Here is a 24,180-nt window from a genome sequence, read left to right as displayed (position 1 = left end):
CTATTCTTCGTAGCGTTCTACTTCCCTATCGTAAAACTTGTTGGCTTGTTCAATTAAGTTTTCAGCTTCAGTTTCCAATTCACGTTGATCCTGTTGATCAAAATCCTCCAACCATTCTACTTCATCATTTTCAAGGTTGATAATAAATCGTGGAAATTCGGTATGTATCACATAAATAGCGTTAGGATAATCGGTATTATCGCCTAAAATAAATTTAGGAAGTTCCATGTTTTGCATCAATTAACTTTTTTGTTAAATAATTAAATCTAATATACAATAAAATAGCGGCAGTAGATAAACCAGCCAACAGTCCAAGCCATATTCCAAAACTACCCAGACTATCAGATTTTCCAAAATAAATACTTATAGGAAAACCAACAACCCAATATGAGATGAAAGTTATTATTGTTGGTATTTTAACGTCTTGCAAGCCTCTTAATGCCCCAAGAACTACAACCTGAATACTATCACTAACTTGAAATATTGCAGCTGCAATCAAAAGTTTTGAGGCTATAGCCATCACTTCAGTATTATCAATAGCATTTAACATATCATTTTGATCTAAATATAATTTTGGCAACTCAGTGTGAAAGGCAAAAAACAAGAGTCCAAAACATATGGCAAACAATGCTCCCATTAAAAATAATGAAAATGCAATACGCCTTAACTCCAAATAATTCTGCAATCCTTTTTGGTTGCCAACCCGTATCATGGATGCCACACTTAAACCCATAGCAACCATAAACGTCATAGACGATAAATTTAAGGCTATTTGATTGGCGGCCTGTGCATTTTTACCCAACAATCCGCTTAACCATATAGCTGCCGTAAAAATGGCCACTTCAAAAAACATTTGCATGGCACTTGGTGAACCCAAACTCATGATTTTTTTAACCATGTTGGAATTCAATACAAACAATTTGATTTGTGTAACATAGGCTTTGGATTTTTCATGCCCCTTCAAGAGCCACCATAAAAATCCAACCATTACAAAACGGGATATTAATGTGCCGTAAGCCGCACCAACGATGCCCATTTGCGGAAAGCCTAACTTTCCAAAAATCAGAACGTAGTTTAAGGCTACATTTACAATATTCGCTACCAAAGTAGCATACATAGGATAGCGTGTCATAGACAGACCATCACTAAACTGCTTAAAGGCTTGAAATGAGACTAGAGGAATTAATGAAAATGCTACCAAATCTAAATACGGAATGGCCAATTCCACAACTTCGGCTGGTTGCTTCATGAGATACATAAGGGGCTTCGCAAAAAACACCATTAGAAACAATAAAATTCCCAAAGCTGTACACAAAAACAATCCATGCTTAAAAGCTGACTTACCCGAAGCAAAGTTGTTTTCAGCATCAGCTTCAGCTACTAAAGGTGTTATAGCTGTTGAAAAACCAATACCCAACGACATGGCTATAAACATAAAACTGTTACCCAACGATACCGCAGCTAGTTCGGCAGTCCCTAACTGTCCTACCATGATATTATCAACAAAACTCACGAAGGTATGCCCCAACATACCCAACATAACGGGTGAAGCCAGTTGCCAATTATATTTAAACTCCTTGGTGTAATTGCTTAAAACCATTTGGCAAAAGTAGTACTTTAGAATGGGAAATAATTTATTAAAAGCCCTCAAATAATTTGGGGTTTTAAAGTTCCTGACTCATTAAAAATCAGTTAAACAACTGATAATCTTAATATTAATACCAGAAGAACCAACCTCTTTATCAAAAAATTGATTATCTTTATTAGATAGAAACATTCTGCCTTTCTCTACTCATCCATCTATTCCTATTTAAAAGTTAATGTTAATCAGATATTATAATCTCATAATATCTATTGAAATTGTAAACATTTATTAACTAACCAATACAACTTAATTATGAAAACAATTAAAAAAGCAAAACTAATTTATTTACTATTTTTTACGTTTATTTTTCAAGCCCCCTCTTTTGGACAAGAAGCCCCTGAAAATGTATATGTTGAAATAGGCTGTATTAAATCTAAATCTAATGAGCTAGGCTCTTGGCTTAAAGAGAATGGTATTAAATTTAACAAAGCAGCACAGGAGGCCGGTGCTGTATTAGATTGGGTTTTAGTAGAAACCATGTATCCTAATGGAGAGGAATGTAAGTGTGATTACCGGATGGTGACTGTTTTTACAGACATGAAACAATTGGATATGATGATTGCTCCTGATTTTGGCCCAAGAACAGCCGGGAAAGCATTTGGTGACAAAGCATTGGAAATGTACAATACATTCCAAAGCATGGCTGATTTTGTTGGAAGTCAGATATACATATTAAGGTCTAGCGCTTTACAAGGGCCTAGTTATTCTGCCATGAGCATGATAAACTTTATTCAAGTAGATGATGACAACAAAAGTGATTACCGTAAAATAGTTGATGACGTCTGGATGCCAGCCATACGTGAAGCAGTTAAAGCAGGCCACTTAAGAGATTTTTCTGTTTGGGAACGCATAATGGGTGGTGCTGATGACGAAGGCAACTATATTACCGTGTTGGATTTTGATAGTTTCACATATTTAGATAATATGAAGAATATGGATTTCCCAACTATTTTTAAGAAAGTACACCCCGACAAAGATTTAAAGGAAATTAGAGAGCAGTCGGATCAGCTTTCAGAAGATGTTAAGCAAGAAATAGTACGTCTAGTAGCTGCTTTAAACAAGCCTGAAAACTAGAATAACCATATTTTAAAAATTGAAAACTGTTGGAGCAATAATAACTGCTTCGGCAGTTTTTTTTAGAATACTACTTGTAGTCCTCTAAATCTTCTCTTTTGATTAACAAATCATTATGAAGCCGCTATCCAATGAATTACTATCTTGTGTTCAATCAATTTTTAATTATGAAGCTTATTCTTTCACTCACTATCATCCTTACTTGTAATCTTTGCTACTGCCAACATCAATCGGAACCCTTTTTATCAGAAATCACAACAAAATTTCCCAATGTTCGTGATATTGCGATCTCCCCAGATGGCAATGAAATATTGTTTACAGCACAAAGTGTCATGGGAAATTTATCGACCATTATTTTAGTACAAAAAATAAAAGGGCCCTGGAATGATGCAAAGGTAGCTTCATTTTCAGGACAGTATTTTGATTTGGAACCTTGTTTTTCTCCTGATGGATTAAAACTATACTTTGTATCAACTCGACCCTTAGATGATTCCATGAAACCCAAGGATTTTGATATTTGGTATGTTGAAAGATCGAGCCTAAAGAGCTCATGGTCAGAACCTAAAAATTTAGGGGCACCTATCAATACAGAACATGGTGAATTTTATCCTTCAATTGCTGATAATGGCAATTTTTATTTCACACGAGACGATACTTCAAAAAACAGAAAAGATGATATATATGTCAGTGTTTTAAAAAATGGTGTGTATCAAGAACCTGAAGCCCTACCCGACACAATAAATTCGGACAGCTATGAATATAATGCTTTTATTGCTCCTGATGAGTCTTACATCTTGTTTGGTGGTTACAATAGAACTGATGGATTGGGAAGTGGTGATATTTATATCAGTAAACGAACCGAAAACCGTTGGTTAAAAGCTGAAAATTTAGGTTCAGAAATTAATTCTGACAAAATGGATTACTGTCCATTTGTAAAAAATGGTGTACTTTATTTTACAAGTAAACGTGATCATACACAAATAAAACATGAACAACCTTTAGACCTTGACAGTTTGATTAAAGAGCTTAATAAAGTAAATAATGGGTCAAGCAAGCTGTACCAAATTCTTTTTAAAGCTAATAAGACCGATTAATAATTATAGATTGGAAACTCGTTTTTTTGCAGCTTCAAATTCCTGCATCATATCTTCGACAATTTGAGCTACAGGTTTAATATCGTGAATCAATCCAGCAATTTGTCCTATCTCTAATTCCCCATCATCCAAATCACCTTCAAACATACCTCTTTTTGCTCGAGCTCTGCCTAATAGTTCTTTTAGCTGTTCTGAAGTTGGAGCCGTTTTATATAACTCTTGGACATCGTTAAAAAACTTATTCTTGATTAATCGGACTGGCGCCAATTCTTTTAAGGTTAATTGCGTATCTCCTTCTTTGGCATCAACTACGACCTGTTTAAAAGCTTGATGCGCCGAACTTTCCTCACTAGCCACAAACCGGCTACCAACCTGTACAGCATCTGCACCCAAAACCATAGCAGCTAACATAGCCTGACCCGTTGCAATACCTCCTGCTGCAATAAGCGGAATCTGCAATTGCTCTTTTACCATAGGAATTAGTGTAAGCGTTGTTGTTTCATCGCGACCGTTATGCCCTCCTGCTTCAAAACCTTCAGCAACCACAGCATTTACACCAGCTTCTTGTGCCTTTAAAGCAAACTTAACACTACTAACCACATGCACTACCGTAATCCCTTTTTCCTGCAACCAACTCGTCCAAGTTTTTGGGTTTCCAGCCGAAGTAAAGACTATCTTGACACCCTCTTCAACAATAATATCCATAATCTCCTTGATATTAGGGTACAACATTGGGACGTTTACACCAAATGGTTTATCGGTTGCTTGTTTACACTTTTGAATATGTTCACGTAAAACATCTGGATACATGCTTCCTGCTCCTATTAAACCCAAAGCACCAGCATTACTAGAAGTCGAAGCTAATCGCCAGCCACTATTCCAAATCATGCCAGCTTGAATTATGGGATATTGTATATTGAAAAGTTTGGTAATTCTGTTATTCATTATTTTTTAAGTAGTTTAAAGGTTTTAAAGCCATGATTGAAAGTTTGGATTTTAAGAATGTACATACCAGCAACCAATTCTTTTAAATTTATTGTATTGTAATTTCTAAAAATGGTCTTCTTCATTATAAGCTTACCTAACATGTTATACAGTTCAAGATTTACTACTTCAACGTTTTCAGGAAAAATAATCTGCAAGTTATTGGATACCGGATTGGGAAAAACTGCAAAATCATTTACTTCCTCGTCTTCAGACGACAAAGTATTTAACGCTAGACCAAAGTTTGGTATTCCATACCCCAAAAAATTATCAGGTGTGCTATATTGTGAGGCTGATTGTTTTACAGCTTGCATTATTTCGGCATGAGTCAAACTTGGAACGGCTTGCCATAAACAAGCAATAGCACCTGCTACAATTGGAGAACTGAAGGATGTTCCGTGAGCTACCCTAACCTCATCACTTTCATGAATTACCGCAACATTCCATCCCCTTGCTACAACATCTGGCTTTTGAGAAGGCTGAAATGAATTCCCCTGTGAACTAAAATAGGCATATTCTCCAGAACCATAAACAGCTCCAACCGTTAAAACATGCTCTGCATCTGCTGGAGCAATAACACCATCTTCACCTTCATTTCCGGCCGAATTCACAATTAGCATACCTTTTTCAAAAGCCATATTAGCGCCTCGGGTTATATATGTTGTGTTACCATCCATATCTTCAGGCGTATAACTATAACGTTCTTCAAACCACCCTCTGAAACCCAAAGAGGAACTTATTATATCAGCTCCTAAACTGTCTGCTCGCTCTGCCGCTTCAATCCAAAGACTTTCTTCTATAGGTTGATCAATTCCAAAAGCATTATCTGTTCTAAAAAGATAGAAACTGGCATTTGGGGCAGTTCCTGTGTATTCCCCTTCGAAAAAACCAGCCATAGTACTTAATGAAATTGTACCATGATATCCAGCTTCGTCAATATATACATTTTCAGATCTATTGTAAAAATCATAGACACCCAATATGTTACCCGAGTCCCTTAATCTTTGAAACCCCGTCATAGTATCTACATTCCCAAATCCGGCATCTAAAGCAGCAATAATTACACCTTCACCTGTATATCCCAGAGCATGTAAATCATCTACATTAATCATCTCTACTTGAGTAGTTGCATTACCATATTCAAAATTTGGTCTTCTATTTTCTATACTAGGCTTTTTGTTAATATCACCAACCCTAGATTCATTTAGGTTTCTATCAAAAAACTCAATATGCCCCACAAAACTTTCATTTAATAAATTATTAATGTGAACTTCTGATCCTTGCACATGAACAGCATTAAACCATTTGGATTTTGCCAAAACCGTTATTCCTTCAGTATTTTTTATTTGAGAAATATACGTTTCATCTACGGGAACATCCCTAAAGTCTATCAAGGTTCCACGTAAGTTTTTTCTATGTATCGCTTCTTGTGTTAAAATAGTTAAAGGGTTTGCTAGTGCTGAAGCAACATCAGTTTTAGCATTGAAGTAGACCAAGGCATCTTCTTGAGCCAAAACAATTGTCCCAATCAACAGAAAGTAAATAGCCAATATTTTTTTTAACATAAATGCTTTAAGAAATTCTTAATCTGAAATTTATGGATTTTCAATGATATAATACCATATCATGAAAATTAATCCGGTAATTCAATTTAACATTAAGATATTACTCCTGAACCCAAAAGTTCATCGTTTAGATACCAAGCCGCAAACTGCCCTTCGGTTATGGCTGATTGTGGTTCTTCAAATTCTATGTACAAACCTGACTCTACTTTATGCAATGTAGCTTTTTGTAATGGTTGCCTATACCGGATTCTGGCATCAACGGACATTGTTTCACCAATTTGCAATGCTAAATCTTCACGAATCCAATGTAGTTCTTCATTTTTAATAAACAATGCCGACTTGTACAATCCTGGATGCGCCTTACCTTGACCTGTATAAATTACATTTTTCTCAACATCAGTATCAATAACAAATAATGGCTCTGGAGTTCCGCCTACTGCCAAGCCTTTGCGCTGTCCTTTTGTATAAAAATGGGCTCCTTGATGTTTCCCAACTATTTTGCCGTCGGAAACGTCATATTTTAGTTTTCTAGATTTGTACTCTAGTTCTTCCCATTTAGAATCGAAATTATTAATATGGTTTTTATAATTTGAATTGGATTGTGGCACCTCAACAATCACACCGTCTTTTGGTTTGAGTTGTTGCTGTAGAAAATCTGGTAATCTTACCTTACCTATAAAGCATAGCCCTTGTGAATCTTTTTTATCGGCTGTAACCAAATCTAATTTGGTTGCTATTTCACGCACTTCTGGTTTGGTGAGTTCTCCAATTGGAAATAGTGATTTTGACAATTGGTCTTGAGACAATTGACATAAAAAATACGATTGGTCCTTATTGTTATCGACACCAGACAGTAATTGATAGACTACCTTTCCATATTTTTCAATACTTCCTTTTCTACAATAATGACCTGTAGCAACAAAATCGGCTCCTAAATCAAGAGCAATTTTCATGAATACGTCAAACTTAATTTCTCTATTACAAAGCACATCAGGATTTGGAGTACGTCCATTTTCATACTCCCTAAACATATAATCTACAATGCGCTCTTTATATTGCTCACTTAGATCGACCGTTTGAAAGGGTATGCCCAATTTATCGGCTACCAACATAGCATCATTACTATCATCCAACCAAGGGCATTCATCTGAAATAGTCACAGAATCGTCATGCCAATTTTTCATGAACAAGCCAATAACCTCATACCCTTGCTCTTTTAAAAGGTATGCAGCAACGCTGGAATCTACTCCACCTGATAAACCTATTATAACACGCTTTTGTTCCTTCATAATGGGCTGCAAAGATACATAAATACTCTTATTTATATACCATTGTTTTTCCTCTAAACTATCGAATAATTAAATGATTGAGAGTGAAAATATTTTTATTTGTTTAAAGTTTTGTTAATTTTTTTAAACATTATTTGGTTGTTTGTTTAATCTTTTTATATATTTGCTAAACAAAAATTTAATAATCTTAAATCAAAAACAATGAAAACATTAACAGCTTTAAAAAAAATAACAGCTTTAGCCCTGGTGTTATTGGTTACTCTTTCGTGTAGTAGCGATGATGACAATACTACACCTAGTCCAGCACCTCAGGCTAAATCTATTGTAGAAATTGCTCTGGAAACTCCAGAATTGTCAACACTAGTTCAAGCCCTAGTGCGTGCTGACGGGAATTTAGTTGACGTACTAGAAGGCGATGGCCCATTTACAGTGTTAGCACCAACAAATGCAGCGTTTACTGCATTTTTGAATGCCAATGGTTTTGCTTCTTTAGAAGACGTTCCAACAGATGTACTTTCTCAAGTATTACTAAACCATGTAATTATGGCAGATGTAAAAGCTGCAGACTTACAAGCACAAGGAACAGGATATGCATCAGGTAGTGCCACTAGCGCCGCAGGCTTAAATATCAGTCTGTATTTTGATGCTACAAATGGAGTGCGCTTTAACAACACTGCAACCGTAACAACTGCAGACGTTAATGCATCCAACGGTACAATCCATATTATAAATGCCGTTATAGGTTTACCAGATATTGTAGATCATGCTATTATGAATGATTCATTTTCAAGTTTAGTAACTGCTCTTGGTGCTGCTGATGATGATGGTATGGGTAATAATTTAGTGAGCACATTACGTGGTGCAGGACCATTTACAGTTTTAGCTCCAAACAATGATGCCTTCGAAACATTTTTAGATGGTACACCTTTAGGTAGTGTTGATACTGCAGCCTTAAGAGTTTTATTACTAAATCACGTTATTGGTGCAGCCATTAATGCTGACTTTTTAATAGATGCTGGATCAGGATACACTTTCACCTCTGCTATGGGTCCTAATGATAATAACATAAGCATATATTACGACACAACAGATGGTGTTACTTTTAATGGTATTTCTTCTGTCTTTCAGGCGGATGTAGTTGGGACAAATGGAATTATCCATGCAGTTGATACCGTAATAGATATTCCAACTGTAGTAACTTTTGCGGTTGCAGATCCATTATTCGACACTTTACAAGCAGCTTTAACAGACTTAACTCCTGGAACTGATTTTGCGGAAATATTAAGTAGAACAACAGGAAGTAATGCAGATGGCATTAATCCTAACTATACAGTTTTTGCCCCAACCAATGACGCCTTTGATGCATTAATAGAAGATTTAGGTGGTGTACCAGCTGAACCGACCTTGACAGCAGTATTATTATATCATGTAGCTAGCGAGGCTAATATTACTTCAGGAGACTTAATGACAGGTGCCAATCCCGTAACTTCTTTGCAAGGTGGCGTATTTACATTGAATGTTCCTGGAACTGGAGATAACATTGCTGATATTACAGATGGTTCAGGTGCAACTGATATTGGAGTTGTTGCCGTAGATGTACAAGCAGGAAATGGAGTAATACATGTACTAAACAAAGTCATGTTACCTAACTAAAAATTAAGATAGATTAATGATAGAGTTGGTCTTTTGAATTGTTATTGCAATAGCGATCAGAAGACCAATTTAAAAAAGTAAAGTCAAGTTCCAAAAAATTTAAGTTATTAAAAAAATTTGAAGTTTAGGTGGTGCGCAGCCTTTACTAATTGAACGACAAGAGTACGCGAATCATATTTGCTGTTGATGTTTCATGCTGCCTATGACGTTATAAAATTTAACAAGGTTGTTTTACCACCTTTATTATTAACAGCAAAAAAACATAGTCGTTTTATATTTGGTTGGTTGTCAAATTAAGTTAGTTAGTTAGTTAAAAATGGCTATGAAAAAGAGGAAGGCTATTCTAAATAAAGAATAGTCTTTTCTCATGTAATAAAACTATTTATTTATAGAATATTTTGTGAGTCCTAAATAATTATATATATTGCCCATGCTTATGTTTAGGTACTTCCCCATTTTGATGATTAATAGCTTATAAATTCAAATTAGATTATACCTAACATAGTAAAGCTCCTTAATTTCTTAAGGAGCTTTCATTTTATATAAACTCTGTTATATTAGTTTTTCTTTTTCTTGTAAGGGTTTTTACTGTAAACCGTAAAGTCCTTTTCTTCCTTTAGTTCACCATTTTCGTAGTATTTCCATATACCGTGTTTCTTATCATTTCTATACACTCCCTCAACCATTATGGTACCTGCTTTGTCATAAAATGATGCCTTACCATGCAACAAGCCATTGTTGTATAAATATTCCTTAATAAGCACACCATTTTCAGCATACCAATAGGCTTTACCATCTAACTTACCACTTTTATAAAATGTTTTTTCAGCCATTTGTCCATTAGGATAATAAATTATGCGGTCGCCATCTAATTCTCCAGAACTATTATAATGCTCTAGTGTCATCAGCTGATCTGAATTGTTATGAAAGTACTTCCACGGACCTATATATGTCCTATCTTTCATTAAGCCCTCACTCACAACCTTTCCGTTAGAAGCAAAAAATGTAACCTTTGCTGTACCATCGCCATTAAAATCTCGGGTGGCCGTTAGCACAGCCTTACCATTTATATTCTTGTAAAACTTAAACTGGCCTACCTCTTGACCATGATTAAATTTTCCTTCATAACGCAAAACTCGCGTGCCTTCAAAGTTTTTCTTCCAATCACCATGTCGCTTGCCATTAGCGTCAAACTGATTAAACTCTTGAGCAGAGGCTAATCCAGCTATTAATACAATTAAAATAGAAACAATAGATTTCATTTTTGAATTAAGTTTTACAATTTTAATAAACGTAAATTTTATGAAAATGTTTTATAACAAAAAAGCTGCCAAAATTGACAGCCTTTTTACTTATTTACGGTTTTGGTTCTTTTTTTGCTGCTCGGCCTGCTCCATCATTTCTGCCATTTTTCGCTGAAACTTATTTTGCTTTTTAGGCTTCTTCTTGTTCTCTTGAATTTTAGCATGAATCTTATCTTCATCTATAATGTACTTTTTAATAACCAACATAATACCTATGGTAATTAAATTGGAAACAAAGTAATACAAACTTAAACCAGAAGCGTAGTTGTTAAAGAAGAACAACATCATGATTGGTGAGAAATATATCATATACTTCATCATTTTACCCATGTCTGGCATTCCTTCTTGTGTAGGTTGCGACGCCATTTGCTGACCGGTTGTCATTCGCATATAGAAAAAAATCGCTAAAGATGCCAATATAGGGAACAAGCTTACATGGTCTCCATAAAAAGGAATATTAAACGGCAACTTCGCTATAGTGTCATAAGATGATAAATCTTCTGCCCAAAGGAAGCTTTTTTGTCTTAAATCGAATGCCGAAGGGAAAAACTGAAACAAAGCATAAAAGACTGGCAATTGCATTAAAGCCGGCAAACAACCAGCCATAGGGCTAACACCTGCTTTACTATACAAGGCCATGGTTTCTTGCTGTTTTTTCATGGCATTGTCTTTATACTTGGCATTAATTTCTGCAATTTCTGGTTTTATAACCTTCATTTTAGCTTGTGACACATAAGACTTATATGTAACAGGTGACATAACAATTCGCACTAAAATTGTCATAACAATAATAGCTATTCCGTATGGCAAGAATCCACTTAAAAATCCAAACATTGGAATAAACACGTAGCGGTTTATCCACCCAAAAATCCCCCAACCCAAAGGAACTACCTCATCCAGATTTCGGTCGTAGTTATTTAAAATTTTATAATCGCTTGGCCCATAGTACCAATTCATACTTTTATTTAATTCACCACCTTGTAATTCCAAAGGCAACTTGGTTGCAAAAGCCTTTGTATAAACCGTATCTATTTCTTCATCCTGAACTAGATTTTCTGATTTTAAACTTGCTGATTTAAATGGTGTATCAGCTAATAGAATAGACGTGAAAAAGTGCTGTTTGTAAGCTACATAAGTTACATCCTGTGCGGTGTCTTCTGTTAATTCTTGCTGACCTAAATAATCATCTTTCCCATCTTCATATTCAAATACAACTTCTGTATACCTGTTTTCATATGAAATACTTTTCGCGTGGCGAATGGCTTTTAAATCCCAATCCAAACCTATTGGTTGTGATGAGTTAAAAACAGAAGCCAATCCTTGAGAACGAATGGTAAAGTCCATCATGTACTCATTAGGTTTCAGTTCGTAACGGTACTCTAAAAAGGCCTGTTCAGAAACCTTTAATTTCATAGAAACAACTGTATTCTCCCCATTTTTGGAAATATTAGGCTGAAAATACAAATCTCTAGTGTTTAAGTTACGGCTATCTGTGGTGCTGAAGTTAATATTAAAGTCGGCATTACCATCTTTAATTAAATAAATTGGAATAGAGTCATAGTCTACAAATTGCTTCAATTTTATTTCTGAAACATATCCGCCTTTATTACTAAACTTAATAGCCAACACGTCATTTTCTACTAATGTTTCTTTTGCTGTTGCAGATGGTAATGTCGCAGAATAAGCAAAAGCACCCAACTTATTGTTTAAAGCTACCATTTGTGCAGAATCCTGAACCGCAGCTGCCGAAAAATCTTCAGCTGATGTTACCGCAGCAGCCTTATCTTGTTGTGTTTTCTTTTCAGCATCTACTTGTTCCTGTTTAGCTTTTTCCTGCTCTGCTAACTCTTCAGGTGTTGGTTGATTGGTGTACATCATGTACACAAGTATTCCAAAAATCAAGATAAATCCGATTATTGAATTTAGGTCAAATTTCTTTTCTTCCATATTAAAATTACGGCCAAATTGAGAAAATGCTTTATGCTACTTACTCTTCTTCTGACTATTTAGTTGTTATTACATTTTGGATTGTCAAAAAACTATCCAAAATTACTTTTGTGCCATACTGGCATCTTTACTTTTGTTTTTTCGTTTTAAAGCTGCCTTAACAAACGACACAAATAATGGATGTGGGTTGGCCACTGTACTCTTATACTCTGGATGGTATTGCACTCCAATAAAGTATGTGTGTTCAGGTATTTCAACAATTTCTACTAATTTGGTATCAGGATTAATTCCTGTGGCAATCATTCCTGCTGACTCAATTTGTTCTCTATAATCATTATTGAATTCAAATCTGTGGCGATGACGCTCCATTATTGCATTAGACTTATATACATTATAAGCAATACTATTAGGTTTTAAGTCGCATGCCCAAGCTCCTAAACGCATGGTACCGCCTTTATCTGTTATAGATTTTTGGTCTTCCATTAAATCTATAACTGGATTTTCACAATCTGGAGCCATTTCTGTTGAATTAGCATCTGAAAGCTTTAACACATTTCTTGCATACTCTATAACTGCCATTTGCATGCCTAAACAAATACCGAAAAAAGGAATATTGTTTTCCCTGACATATTTAACAGCATCTATTTTACCTTCAATTCCACGTTCTCCAAAGCCTGGAGCAACTAAAACACCATCTAAATGTGACAACTTAACATCTACATTTTCTTCAGATAAATATTCAGAATGAATAGGCTCAACATTAACTTTTACCTCGTTTTCGGCACCAGCATGAATAAAGGCCTCTAAAATGGACTTATAAGAATCCTGTAATTCTACATACTTGCCAATTAACCCTATTGTAACTTCTGTTTTAGGGTTTTTATGTCGTTGTAGAAATTGATTCCACCGTGTTAAGTCTGGAGTTGCGCTTTCTAAATCCAGTTTTTTAAGCACGACTTTATCCAAGCCTTGATTAAGCATTAAATTTGGCACATCGTAAATTGTAGATGCATCGATTGATTGTATGACGGCTTCTTCGCGAACATTACAAAACAAGGCCAACTTACGTCTTAAGTCTTCGGGCAATTCATGCTCCGTTCTGCAAACCAATACATCTGCCACAACACCACTTTCCATCAATGTTTTAACACTATGTTGGGTTGGTTTTGTTTTCAATTCACCAGCTGCCGATAAAAATGGTACTAATGTTAAATGGATAACTATAGCATTATGCTCGCCCAAATCCCATTTAAGCTGACGTACAGCTTCAACATAAGGTAGAGACTCAATATCACCAACAGTACCTCCAATTTCAGTGATGACGATATCATAATCACCAGAGTTCCCTAAAATTTGAACACGTTCTTTAATTTCATCCGTGATATGAGGAATAACCTGAACCGTTTTTCCTAAAAATTCACCTCGTCGTTCTTTTTCTATCACACTCTGATAAATACGACCAGTGGTTACATTGTTGGCCTGACTGGTAGGGACATTTAAAAAGCGTTCGTAATGCCCTAAATCTAAATCGGTTTCGGCTCCATCATCTGTTACATAGCATTCGCCATGTTCGTAAGGATTTAATGTTCCTGGGTCAACATTAATGTAGGGATCTAATTTTTGAATGGTTGTTCGATAACCTTGCGCCTGTAAAAGTTTTGCCAAAGATGCGGCAATAATTCCTTTACCTAATGAGGACGTTACACCTCCTGTTACAAATATGTATTTTGTTGTTGTCATGTTGCGTTGTTAAACGCAGGCAAATTTACAAAATTAAATTAGGTAATCAGGTATTGTTTTTAAGATTAAAAAGGGCAAATTAATTAAAGTTTTTAAGGTCTTGGAAAGTTATTTTTAATATTTCTTACTAAATCTTCTAACCCATTAACTTTTAGTTCGTAAACCGTTTGAAGATAATCGCCCAACTTTCCCTGAGGAAACCCTTTATTATGATACCAGACAATGTAGTACTCTGGCAAATCTATTAAGTACCTATCCTTATATTTTCCGAAAGGCATTTTTGTATGCGCTAATTTTATGAGAAAATCTTTATCTGGTTGCACTATTTCTAGTTTATCTTATTGATAATCTTTCAAGGCTTCTAAAGCCTCCTTAATACTCTTTTGCCATTTGGCTTGAGCCTCATGATTTCGCGAATAATTGGTTTCATCATCATAATGGTTTTGATAATCATTCAACTCCTTAACAATTCTACTGTGAATGGCATCCAATTCATTATTTGCATTTTGGGAAACAACAACTTGAGAGGTAGCTTTTCTTAATTTGCGTGTATACAATTCGGTAATATCAAAGTGCAATTGCTCGTGAGCCAGAATATGATTGTCCGCCTCATTGGATTTCACCCAAGACTTTTCAGGATAAAAATGCGCTGTAACTTCAACATGAATACTTTCAATCACATTATTTACACGACTTAAACGGTAACCAAATGTAATACCCGAAGACGTAACTGCTGCAGCATCTGAATTAGGGTCTGGCTGCCCTATAAAATTCTCCCAACTTAATTTATAATTCTCTTGCCAAGGAATACTCTGGTCACTTTTTAAAAATGATAAGGCTGCTATGCAAAAAACAAGAATACGAATCATAAATGATTAACGAAACACCACTCTAAATATTGCAAACATGAACATAGGCAAAACCATTATTTCACCTCTACAATTTTAAGTCCATCGTACTTTACCAAATACACCGTGCTGTTAAAGTAACCACCAAACATCTCCTTTTTATAAGAAAATTTGTTTTCTACATATTCAGTTAACGGGTCGTTGACAACAGACTCGTATAAATTATTGTTTGTAGCCAATCGTAATACAACATCCATTGTTAAATCAAAACCTCTAACCGCTATAGCATTTGGTGTTATCCCATAACGCGATTTATATTGTTTAGCAAAACTATTACTATCTTCTTCGTTGTAGGTTTTTGCTATAGTAGGGAAATGAAATTGTAAGTTTGACAAATGATAATTAGAAACCTCATCGTCTTCAAAGGCCTTGTTCATATTAGTTGTAGCCAATACAATCTCAACACCATCAGATCTTAACGCGTTTAGTTTACTTGTAACATTTGAAATCAAACCAGAATTAGCTGTTTCCAAAAACACAATATTCTTTCCCGGTTTTAATTTATCAATAATATCGCTATCCAAAATAAAATAAGCATCTACACCTTCTTTATTTTTTCTAGAATACACTTGTGATGCTCTATTAAATATGCGCTTTAAATTATCGCTAACTTTCGTATGCTCATGATCAGCTATAATGATTACCTGGCTTAAGGTAGAATCATTTTTAACATATTCTATAATCTTATTTGACAACAAATCTTCAGAAGGTCTTGTTTGAAAAACGTTATCTAATAATTTTACATTTTTAGTTAGAGGTGAAACAACAGGAACTTGATACGCATTTAAGGCTTGGGCAACGCGCTCAACATTATCTGGCATAAAAGGACCAATAACAGCATCAACAGCATTCAACTTATCGGTTCTTAAAATACTAGACACTTCACTTGACATATTTCGCGTATCATAAACATCTACTTTTAATGAAACTCCCAATCGTTTAAGAGAATCGAATGCCACTAAAACACCCGAATAAAAATCCAAAGATGTTTTTAAGTAGGGATCACGATTTATTTGCCTTTTAGTATCTGTAATGGAATCTAAAACAACTTTATCCAACTTAAATGGCAACATAACCGCTATATGTTTGGTCTCTCCATCTATATGTTTTGAAGCTAGATTTACACCTTCAATATTGGCTATCACACCATTAACTTCACCGGTAAAAGGTATTTTTAAAATCATGCTCACTTTTAAGCCACCATTATTTAATTCAGGATTTAAAGCTTCCAATTCTTCTCGTTCTAAACCTAATTTTAATTTCAGTCTGTAAAACCCCTCTTTAGGCAAAACCTCGTAATAAGAATACTGCTCACTTACCTCCTTCACTTCATTCTTATCGACATTAGGAACATAAATTTTATCACCAGGATTTAATACTTCTGGCATATTGGGATTTAATGCTTCTAATTCATTTACCGTAATTCCATATTTATAAGCAATACGCCATTTACCCTCTTTAGGCAATACCGTGTAAGTATTAGTAGGCGAAACAGGCTCGACAACCACCAATGTTTTTTTGTAAACAGGTATTTTTAATTTGTCTCCCTTTCTTAAATTATTAGCGTATAAAAATGTGTTGTGCTTTTTAATTTCATCTTCAGTAACGTCATATGCTTTAGAAAGACTATACAGTGTTTCTTTTCGCTTAACTTTATGTTCCTTGAACCCAACCAACTCTTTTGAAATGGCGGCTTGTGGCGCATCAGTTACTTTAGAATCTGGAATAATTAAAACTGTATTTTTTTTTACCCCTTTTTTTGCATCAGGGTTTAAAGCATAAATATCATAGGGTGTAACTAAATACTGTTTAGCTATACTCTCAATAGTTTCTCCATCTTTAACTTTATGGGTTTTGTAATTTTGTGCATTAATACTTGCACAACTAAAGACCAATAGTAAGGTTAAAAGATAAAAAAACTGTTTCATGTAATATTGATTTTTAATTATATACGGTAAAAGTTTAATTAAAGACTATTCCCACTCAATTGTTGCAGGTGGCTTTGAACTGATATCGTACACTACTCTATTAACGCCTTTTACCTTATTTATTATTTCGTTCGAGGTTTTTTGTAAAAACTCATAAGGTAAATTTACCCAATCTGCAGTCATACCGTCAGTACTTTCAACAGCTCTTAAGGCTACACATTTTTCATAGGTACGTTCATCTCCCATAACCCCAACACTATTAACTGGTAATAATATGGCTCCAGCTTGCCAAACGCTATCATATAAATTCCATTTTTTTAAATTATTTATAAAAACAGCGTCAACCTCTTGTAATATACGAACTTTTTCGGCCGTAATATCTCCCAAAATTCTAATAGCCAAACCTGGGCCAGGAAATGGGTGTCTACCTAAAAGCGATTTTTCCATATGCATTGAAGCTCCAACACGTCTAACCTCATCCTTAAATAATGCTTTTAAGGGCTCTACCACTTTCAGCTTCATAAAATCTGGCAACCCACCAACGTTGTGATGGCTTTTAATAGTTGCGCTAGGCCCACCAGTTGCCGAAACACTTTCTATAACATCTGGATAAATGGTACCTTGAGCCAACCATTTTACATCGGTAATTTCATGAGCTTCATCATCAAAAACCTCAATAAAAACGCGACCAATTGCTTTACGCTTTTGCTCTGGATCGCTTAATCCCTTTAAGGCTTCCAAAAAGCGTGCCGAAGCATCAACGCCTTTTACATTCAACCCCATGCCTTTATACTGCTCAAGTACATCATGGAATTCATTCTTTCGTAACAAGCCATTATTTACAAATAAGCAATACAAGTTTTTCCCAATGGCTTTGTGAAGCAACATAGCTGCCACAGAAGAATCCACACCTCCAGATAGACCAAGCACGACTTTATCATCACCTAATTGCTTTTGTAAGTCGGCTACTGTTTCTTCTACAAAAGATTGCGGTGTCCAATCTTGATTAACACCAGCAATATCTACCAAAAAATTTTCTAATAATTGTTTTCCATCTTTTGAATGGTATACTTCTGGATGAAACTGTATAGCATAGGTCTGCTCCCCTTCAATTTTATAAGCTGCATTTTCAACATCGTGGGTACTTGCCAAAAGCACACCATTTTCAGGGAGTTTCTTGATGGTATCGCTATGGCTCATCCAAACTTGGCTGCCTTCATATATATTATGAAAAAATGATTCTTTTTCTTTGATATAAGATAGATTGGCCCGACCATATTCTCTAGTATTTGAAGGTGCTACTTCACCTCCTGAAAAATGTGCCAAATATTGTGCACCATAACAAACAGCCAACAAAGGTTTCTCGCCTCGAATGCCTTTTAATTCTGGATGCAAAACATCTTCTCCTCTCACCGAGTTTGGGCTACCTGATAAGATAACAGCTTTATAGCTTTCAATGTTGTTTGGAATCTTGTTAAATGGGTGAATCTCGCAGTAAATATTGAGTTCCCTTACACGTCTCGCAATAAGCTGTGTATATTGCGATCCGAAGTCTAAAATAAGTACGTTATTGTGTTGCATGTGCAAAAGTAATAATTGCATTTAGATTGACATACATCCATCTCTATTTTTTGTGTATTTATTGCATGGATTCTAAAATCATCTGAATATCCTTTTCAGTTGTATCCGGATTAATAAAGCAAAACCTTGAAACGGTTTCAAAAGTGTTGCCATTTTTCCATTTTGTTGGTGTAACTAATGCAAATCCTTTTTTATGATTTTCGTAAGTCCAATGTGTATAGTCTTCTGGCTTCCACCCAATTCTTCTGTAAAGCACACAGGACAAGCTTGGTTCTCTTACCAATTCTAAATTTGGGTCTTCCTCAATCATTCTTCCAGCAATTTGAGCCAATTCAATGCCTCGTTCTACAGACTCTTTATATCTATCTGTACCATGAGTTGCCAATGAAAACCATAGTGGCAATCCTCTTACTCGACGAGTTAACTGTATTTGATAATCGGTTGGATTAAAACCATGGGCGCCTTCATCTTTAAAAATATCTAAATATGAACCCTGTTGCGAATGCGCTTCTTTGGCCAATTCTGGATTTTTATAAATAACCGCTCCACAATCGTATGGTGAAAACATCCATTTATGAGGATCTATAGTAATACTATCTGCGCGTTCAATACCTTTAAACAATGGTCTAACCGAGTCGGCAGCAAGAGCTCCGCCACCATAAGCTGCATCGACGTGAAACCATAATCGCTCTGTTTCACAAACTTCAGCAATACCTTCTAAATCATCAATAATTCCCGCATTGGTTGTTCCTCCAGTTGCCACAACAGCAAACAAACGCTTACGTTGATGAAATGTTAAATTGTCTATAGTTTCACGAAGGGAACTTCCAGTAAGTTTTTCTTCTGTATCTACCAATAATATATCGACATCTGCCACTTTGGCCATGGCCTTAATTGATGAATGCGCACCAATTGATGTTATAATCAAGCCTTTTTCACGTTTATAGGTATCATCTCTTCTCCAATACTCTCTGGCCGTAACAATTGCCGATAAATTGGCAGCTGTACCTCCACTAGTAAATACTCCAAAAGCACCTTCGGGCAAGCCTGTTAACGACACAATCCATTTCATGGCTTCATTTTCACAAAAAATACCTCCAGCACCTTCCATCCAATAGGCACCATGAATACTCGAAGCCGAAGTTATTAAATCAAACATAACAGCTGCTCGAGTTGGTGAGGCCGGTACAAATGCTAAATTTCTAGGGTGGTCAACCGGGACATTGGCTTTAGATAGATGTTCTTTCCAAAGGTTAAATGCATATTCGCCGCCAATTCCTTTTTCCGTTACAGTTTCCCCTACCAGAGCTTTTAGCTCTTCCGCTTTTTTAGGTTTTCCTATCTCGTGTTCGGTTGCTGAAATTCTACCTATGGCATACTTCATGACGTCTAACGTCATTTCAATAAGTTCAATATCAATCTTATGCATGAATTAGTCTAAATTTAGTATTGTAAACTCCCCTTTAAGCGGTTGCAAATTTACGACTAACAGCTGAATAAATTGGTCTCCATACACTAAATAAAACTCTGAAAAATTAGCATAACGCTCTTGTAAACTTTTGTTTGGAAATAATTCGTCCTGCAATTTGGAGACACGGTCTAAACGTTCATTATATTTTCTTTTTTGAGCTTTTAACAACCGTTTTTCTAGATGTTCCAAACCTTTAATTTGCTTTCGTTCTTGAGCCGATACTGCTCCAACGAACGATTTATCGGTTTGTTCCGATAATTTATATAGATCCTTAAACTGCTTTTTGAGATGTTCCTTTTGTTCTGAAAAATCTATATCTATTGAAGACACTTGTTTTGTTACTTTAGAAACAAGTTCATCCTGATCAATAAACAAATCTGCTATTTTTAAATCGAGTTTTTCAAGTTTAGAACGTTGCTTTTGAGATGTAATTAAAACCGAATTACGAAGTAACAGTATTGGAAATGTAACATTGTTAGCCTCAAAATTAGATTGAAGCTGAAACCAATATGCCAATTCACCTCCTCCACCAATGTAGCATAAATTAGGCAGTATTACTTCTTGATAGAGTGGTCTTAAAATCACATTTGGACTAAAACGTTCCGGGTAATTATCTACTTCCTTTAGCAAGGTTTCCTTATCCCAATTTAAATTGGTTTCCAAAACCATATATTGCCCTTTATCTTCCACAATACGTTCTCGAATACCTTGATTTAGATAAAACAAATTAATTTCTCTGGGATTAACTTGAATGGTATAATCTGAATTTACCTTCTTAATTTTTTCATTGGTTTCAGACACATGCTTATAGGCAGTTTTATCAAGAAGTTCGTTTTTTATATAAGGTTTGAATATCGCTTTCAACCCTTTATCATTTCCGTCTAAAATTACCAGACCATATTCCGTAAACAATTCATTAACCAAATATCGCGTGGCTTCAGTTAGAGTTTGGTGCTTTAAGTAAGCGGTTTTAAAAAGTTGCTTCAACTCATTGGCATACTTGCCCAATCCTAGTTTGCTTTCAAAAGTATGAAATACGTCCTCTATTTCATTTAAATGCAATTCACCAACCGCTCCAGAAGCTTCTTTATCCCACCTTACCTTTTCATTTTTAAAGTTGAAAAAATTTATTTCCTCAAAATCATGATCTTCAGTAGCCATCCAATATATGGGTACAAAATTAAATTCTGGATATGCTGCCTTTAATTCTTTACATAGATTTATGGTAGATACTATTTTGTAGAAAAAATAAAGTGGCCCCGTAAATAAATTTAATTGATGACCTGTAGTAACCGTAAATGTTGTTTCGTTTTGTAAGGCATTTATATTTTGAAATGTAAGTTGCGACGCCTCAACATTTTTATATTGCTCATTAAGCGATTTTACAAGGCTTTTTCTGGTTTGTGGAGAAAATGTTTTTCGTTTTTCTTCTATTTGAGCCTTGAAGTTTTCAATTTTGGGAAAACGATTATAAAACGGTTGCCATTCAGGTTTTTCATCTAAATAATCACATATTAAATTTGAAAAGTAATGGGTTTCTCGAAAGGGAACACTATTTGTTGGCATACGCAATTCAAAATTTATGTAAAGATACCATCTTTTGTAAACTAAATTTCAATAAATGGTTTTTAGCTTTTTTTTAACAGCTAAGTTTTAATTTAACCGGTATTTGCAGCAAAAAGACTATTCCCTAACCATATGTCACGATTCCCTAATTAAAGAGTAGGATTCACTCAATTTAATACCAAATTCATTTTTAAGAAAGCTAACTTTATAACTGATTACATGATTAATAACCACATTTTTATTACATTTATTAAAAAATTGACAACCATGAAACTTTTAAAATTACCATTTATTTGTCTGTTTGCACTTGTGCTAACTTTTAGCTGTAGTTCAGACGACAGTGACGAGCCTTATGTGCCGCAACGTTCATTTGATGATGTACGCCAAGACTTTAGCGAGATTGACTTCACAACTGGCAATAATGACATTGCCCTTTTAAACCATTTTAATTTTGTCTGGAACTTTAGGGTTATTATGCCAGATGTAGATTTTACAAACAATAATCGCCCATTGATTATTACGCTACATGGTGGTGTATTGATAAACAATCCTGATGCACATAAGCAAACCGATTGTTATGCCGAACCTGGTTTTGAATCCTTGGATGCCATAATTATTAGTCCGAATGCCGATCAATTGGCCTGGTTTCATTCCTATAACGTAGAGCAAGTATTATCGTTAATTGATTTAGCTGTAGAGTTTTTACCAGTAGATGCTAACAAAATTGTAGTTAATGGTTACAGTGATGGCGGAAACGGTAGCTGGTATTTAGGCGAAACACGTTCTAATTATTTTTCAGCCGCCATCCCTATGGCGAGTACGTATGGCTCGTATAACCAAAACGGATCGGCAAGGGTAATGCCTATACCCATGTATGCCATTCATGGTGAAAACGATGAGCTGTTTCCTCTTGCCGATATTGAAGACTGGATAACAGACACAAACGCAGCAGGAAGTGATGTTACTTTAGAAGTTGCTCCTAACCTAACCCATCTGGAACCTTGTGAATATGTTTCGTATTTACAAAATGCATCCAATTGGCTTGAAAACTACGTTTGGAATTAACTTAAGGGTCATTTAAAAGATAATTCGTAATTTCATATTACCATTTTATTACAATGAAATTACAGTATCCATATTACTATTCACTTGTAATGAACCTGTTTTTACTGACAGGTTCATTTGTCTTTGCTCAAGAAAAAAACAATACCTATATAGAAATAAACGGCTCTGTTACCGATAGTAAAACAAAAGCCCCTCTTGTATTTGCAGACCTTATTGTGCAAGGGACAAATATTGCCACAATTACGAATACCGAAGGGGATTATTTATTGAAAATTCCAGACTCCTTAAAGAGCATATCGGTTGTTGTCCAATATCTTGGATATGAAGATCAGACCATCTCTATACCTGTATTATTAAGTAATGCTAATATTCGTTTAAACCCATCTATAACTACCTTAAACGAAGTGACAATTAATGCCCCAAAAGATGCAGAAACGTTAGTTCGACTGATGTTAAAACGCAAAGGCGACAATTCGTTTAATACTGGGATTTCAATGACTGGTTTTTACAGAGAGACTATTAAAAAGAGACGCCAAAATGCCTCCTTATCTGAAGCCGTTGTTGAGATTTACAAACAACCCACAACAAGCAATAAACGCGATGCCATTAAAATTGTAAAGGTGCGTAAAAACACAAACTATTCACGGTTAGACACCATAGCCTTAAAGTTACAAGGCGGTCCGTTTAGTAATTTGTTTGCCGATATAATAAAATATCCGCAGTATATTTTTTCTGAAGAAAACTTATCAGACTACACCTTTACTTTTGATAAACCCACACAAATTAACGACCAGCTTATTTATATTGTGAATTTTAAGCAGCGTCCAGAACTTAAAATCCCGTTGTTTTATGGTAAACTTTATATCGATTCACAAAATTTTGCCTTAACCAGTGCCATATTTAGTTTAAATGTTGACAACAAGGTTCTCGCCAGCGAGCTGTTTGTACGTAAAAAACCCAACAAAGCAACTGTATATCCTACTCAAGCCAATTACCGCGTTAATTACAGAACGAGTAATGGCAAATGGTATTATAGCTACAGTAATATCTTGCTCACCTTTAAAGTGAATTGGAAAGGTAGACTTTTTAGCAGTTATTACACACTTAACAGTGAAATGGCCATTACCGACTGGAAACCCACAAACGTAAAATATGAAAAACCGAATAATAGAGACCTGATATTAAGACCATCTACCATTTTAGTTGATGAAGCTTCAGGGTTTAACGATCCTGAGTTTTGGGGCGAATATAATATTATTGAACCTGAAAAATCTATTGAAAACGCGATTAAAAAAATCAACAAACAGTTAGATAAAGAAGAGCCGCAATCTTAATTAAAAACTGCTAGGTTTCAAACTTTCTCCCT

The 24,180-nt window shown here is 35.2% G+C and carries 19 protein-coding genes; 5 read left to right on the top strand and 14 right to left on the bottom strand.

The window, feature by feature from the left end; translation table 11 throughout:
* A complete protein-coding gene (locus tag K7G76_RS09245; protein ID WP_223033916.1) occupies positions 1-228 on the bottom strand; it encodes a hypothetical protein in 228 nt (75 codons plus the stop codon).
* The gene (locus K7G76_RS09240) at positions 215-1,600 is read right to left on the bottom strand and encodes an MATE family efflux transporter (protein WP_223033915.1); all 1,386 of its coding nucleotides are present in this window, start codon (positions 1,598-1,600) and stop codon (positions 215-217) included. The genes K7G76_RS09245 and K7G76_RS09240 overlap by 14 nt, the downstream gene beginning before the upstream one ends.
* 297 nt (positions 1,601-1,897) lie before the next feature.
* Here K7G76_RS09240 and K7G76_RS09235 point away from each other — a divergent pair, with 297 nt between their 5' ends.
* Together K7G76_RS09235 and K7G76_RS09230 are read left to right on the top strand one after the other, a co-directional pair.
* Complete coding sequence (locus K7G76_RS09235) at positions 1,898-2,719, top strand: hypothetical protein (RefSeq protein ID WP_223033914.1); 822 nt, start codon at positions 1,898-1,900, stop codon at positions 2,717-2,719.
* Positions 2,720-2,886: 167 nt separating this feature from the next.
* Positions 2,887-3,813 (top strand): TolB family protein, encoded by a 927-nt coding sequence (locus K7G76_RS09230; protein ID WP_255572975.1) that lies wholly within the window; start codon positions 2,887-2,889, stop codon positions 3,811-3,813.
* A gap of 3 nt (positions 3,814-3,816) precedes the next feature.
* Here the strand turns inward: K7G76_RS09230 and K7G76_RS09225 are convergent, their stop codons facing one another.
* The 3 genes from K7G76_RS09225 to mnmA all read right to left on the bottom strand — a co-directional run bounded on the left by K7G76_RS09225 (position 3,817) and on the right by mnmA (position 7,651).
* Positions 3,817-4,758: an NAD(P)H-dependent flavin oxidoreductase gene (locus tag K7G76_RS09225; protein ID WP_223033912.1), complete on the bottom strand. Its 942-nt coding sequence runs from the start codon at positions 4,756-4,758 to the stop codon at positions 3,817-3,819.
* Complete coding sequence (locus tag K7G76_RS09220; protein ID WP_223033911.1) at positions 4,758-6,362, bottom strand: S8 family serine peptidase; 1,605 nt, start codon at positions 6,360-6,362, stop codon at positions 4,758-4,760. Before K7G76_RS09220 ends, K7G76_RS09225 begins: the two co-directional genes overlap by 1 nt.
* Before the next feature lie 92 nt (positions 6,363-6,454).
* Entirely contained in the window at positions 6,455-7,651 is a 1,197-nt protein-coding gene (mnmA, locus tag K7G76_RS09215) for a tRNA 2-thiouridine(34) synthase MnmA (RefSeq protein ID WP_223033910.1), read from the bottom strand.
* A 201-nt stretch (positions 7,652-7,852) separates the two neighbouring features.
* On the opposite strand from mnmA, the gene K7G76_RS09210 reads away from it, so the two are divergent.
* Positions 7,853-9,304 (top strand): fasciclin domain-containing protein, encoded by a 1,452-nt coding sequence (locus tag K7G76_RS09210; RefSeq protein WP_223033909.1) that lies wholly within the window; start codon positions 7,853-7,855, stop codon positions 9,302-9,304.
* A 557-nt stretch (positions 9,305-9,861) separates the two neighbouring features.
* On the opposite strand, the gene K7G76_RS09205 is transcribed toward K7G76_RS09210, so the two are convergent.
* The 9 genes from K7G76_RS09205 to bshC form a co-directional block, all read right to left on the bottom strand.
* A complete protein-coding gene (locus K7G76_RS09205) occupies positions 9,862-10,566 on the bottom strand; it encodes a toxin-antitoxin system YwqK family antitoxin (RefSeq protein ID WP_223033908.1) in 705 nt (234 codons plus the stop codon).
* A 90-nt stretch (positions 10,567-10,656) separates the two neighbouring features.
* Positions 10,657-12,555 carry a membrane protein insertase YidC gene (yidC, locus tag K7G76_RS09200; RefSeq protein ID WP_223033907.1) on the bottom strand — a complete coding sequence of 633 codons (1,899 nt, stop codon included), beginning with the start codon at positions 12,553-12,555 and terminating at the stop codon, positions 10,657-10,659.
* A 102-nt stretch (positions 12,556-12,657) separates the two neighbouring features.
* Positions 12,658-14,295, bottom strand: a complete 1,638-nt coding sequence (locus tag K7G76_RS09195; RefSeq protein WP_223033906.1) for a CTP synthase — start codon at positions 14,293-14,295, stop codon at positions 12,658-12,660.
* Between the two features lie 92 nt (positions 14,296-14,387).
* A complete protein-coding gene (locus K7G76_RS09190; protein ID WP_407927997.1) occupies positions 14,388-14,621 on the bottom strand; it encodes a DUF3820 family protein in 234 nt (77 codons plus the stop codon).
* 12 nt (positions 14,622-14,633) lie between these two features.
* Positions 14,634-15,164, bottom strand: coding sequence for a DUF922 domain-containing protein (locus K7G76_RS09185; RefSeq protein WP_223033904.1), 531 nt, complete (start codon positions 15,162-15,164; stop codon positions 14,634-14,636).
* A gap of 56 nt (positions 15,165-15,220) precedes the next feature.
* Positions 15,221-17,131 (bottom strand): amino acid ABC transporter substrate-binding protein, encoded by a 1,911-nt coding sequence (locus tag K7G76_RS09180; RefSeq protein ID WP_223033903.1) that lies wholly within the window; start codon positions 17,129-17,131, stop codon positions 15,221-15,223.
* A gap of 45 nt (positions 17,132-17,176) precedes the next feature.
* On the bottom strand, positions 17,177-18,712 hold the full coding sequence (guaA, locus tag K7G76_RS09175; protein ID WP_223033902.1) for a glutamine-hydrolyzing GMP synthase: 1,536 nt from the start codon (positions 18,710-18,712) through the stop codon (positions 17,177-17,179).
* Between the two features lie 58 nt (positions 18,713-18,770).
* Positions 18,771-20,141 (bottom strand): pyridoxal phosphate-dependent decarboxylase family protein, encoded by a 1,371-nt coding sequence (locus tag K7G76_RS09170; RefSeq protein WP_223033901.1) that lies wholly within the window; start codon positions 20,139-20,141, stop codon positions 18,771-18,773.
* A gap of 3 nt (positions 20,142-20,144) precedes the next feature.
* Entirely contained in the window at positions 20,145-21,749 is a 1,605-nt protein-coding gene (bshC, locus tag K7G76_RS09165) for a bacillithiol biosynthesis cysteine-adding enzyme BshC (RefSeq protein WP_223033900.1), read from the bottom strand.
* 267 nt (positions 21,750-22,016) lie between these two features.
* Between bshC and K7G76_RS09160 the strand changes: the two genes are divergently transcribed.
* Positions 22,017-22,814, top strand: a complete 798-nt coding sequence (locus K7G76_RS09160) for a dienelactone hydrolase family protein (RefSeq protein ID WP_223033899.1) — start codon at positions 22,017-22,019, stop codon at positions 22,812-22,814.
* A gap of 53 nt (positions 22,815-22,867) precedes the next feature.
* Positions 22,868-24,148, top strand: a complete 1,281-nt coding sequence (locus K7G76_RS09155) for a carboxypeptidase-like regulatory domain-containing protein (RefSeq protein WP_223033898.1) — start codon at positions 22,868-22,870, stop codon at positions 24,146-24,148.
* Positions 24,149-24,180 lie beyond the last annotated feature (32 nt).

The sequence above is a fragment of the Hanstruepera marina genome (assembly GCF_019880635.1).
Lineage (GTDB): Bacteria > Bacteroidota > Bacteroidia > Flavobacteriales > Flavobacteriaceae > Hanstruepera > Hanstruepera marina.
This window is presented reverse-complemented; position numbering and strand designations above follow the sequence as displayed.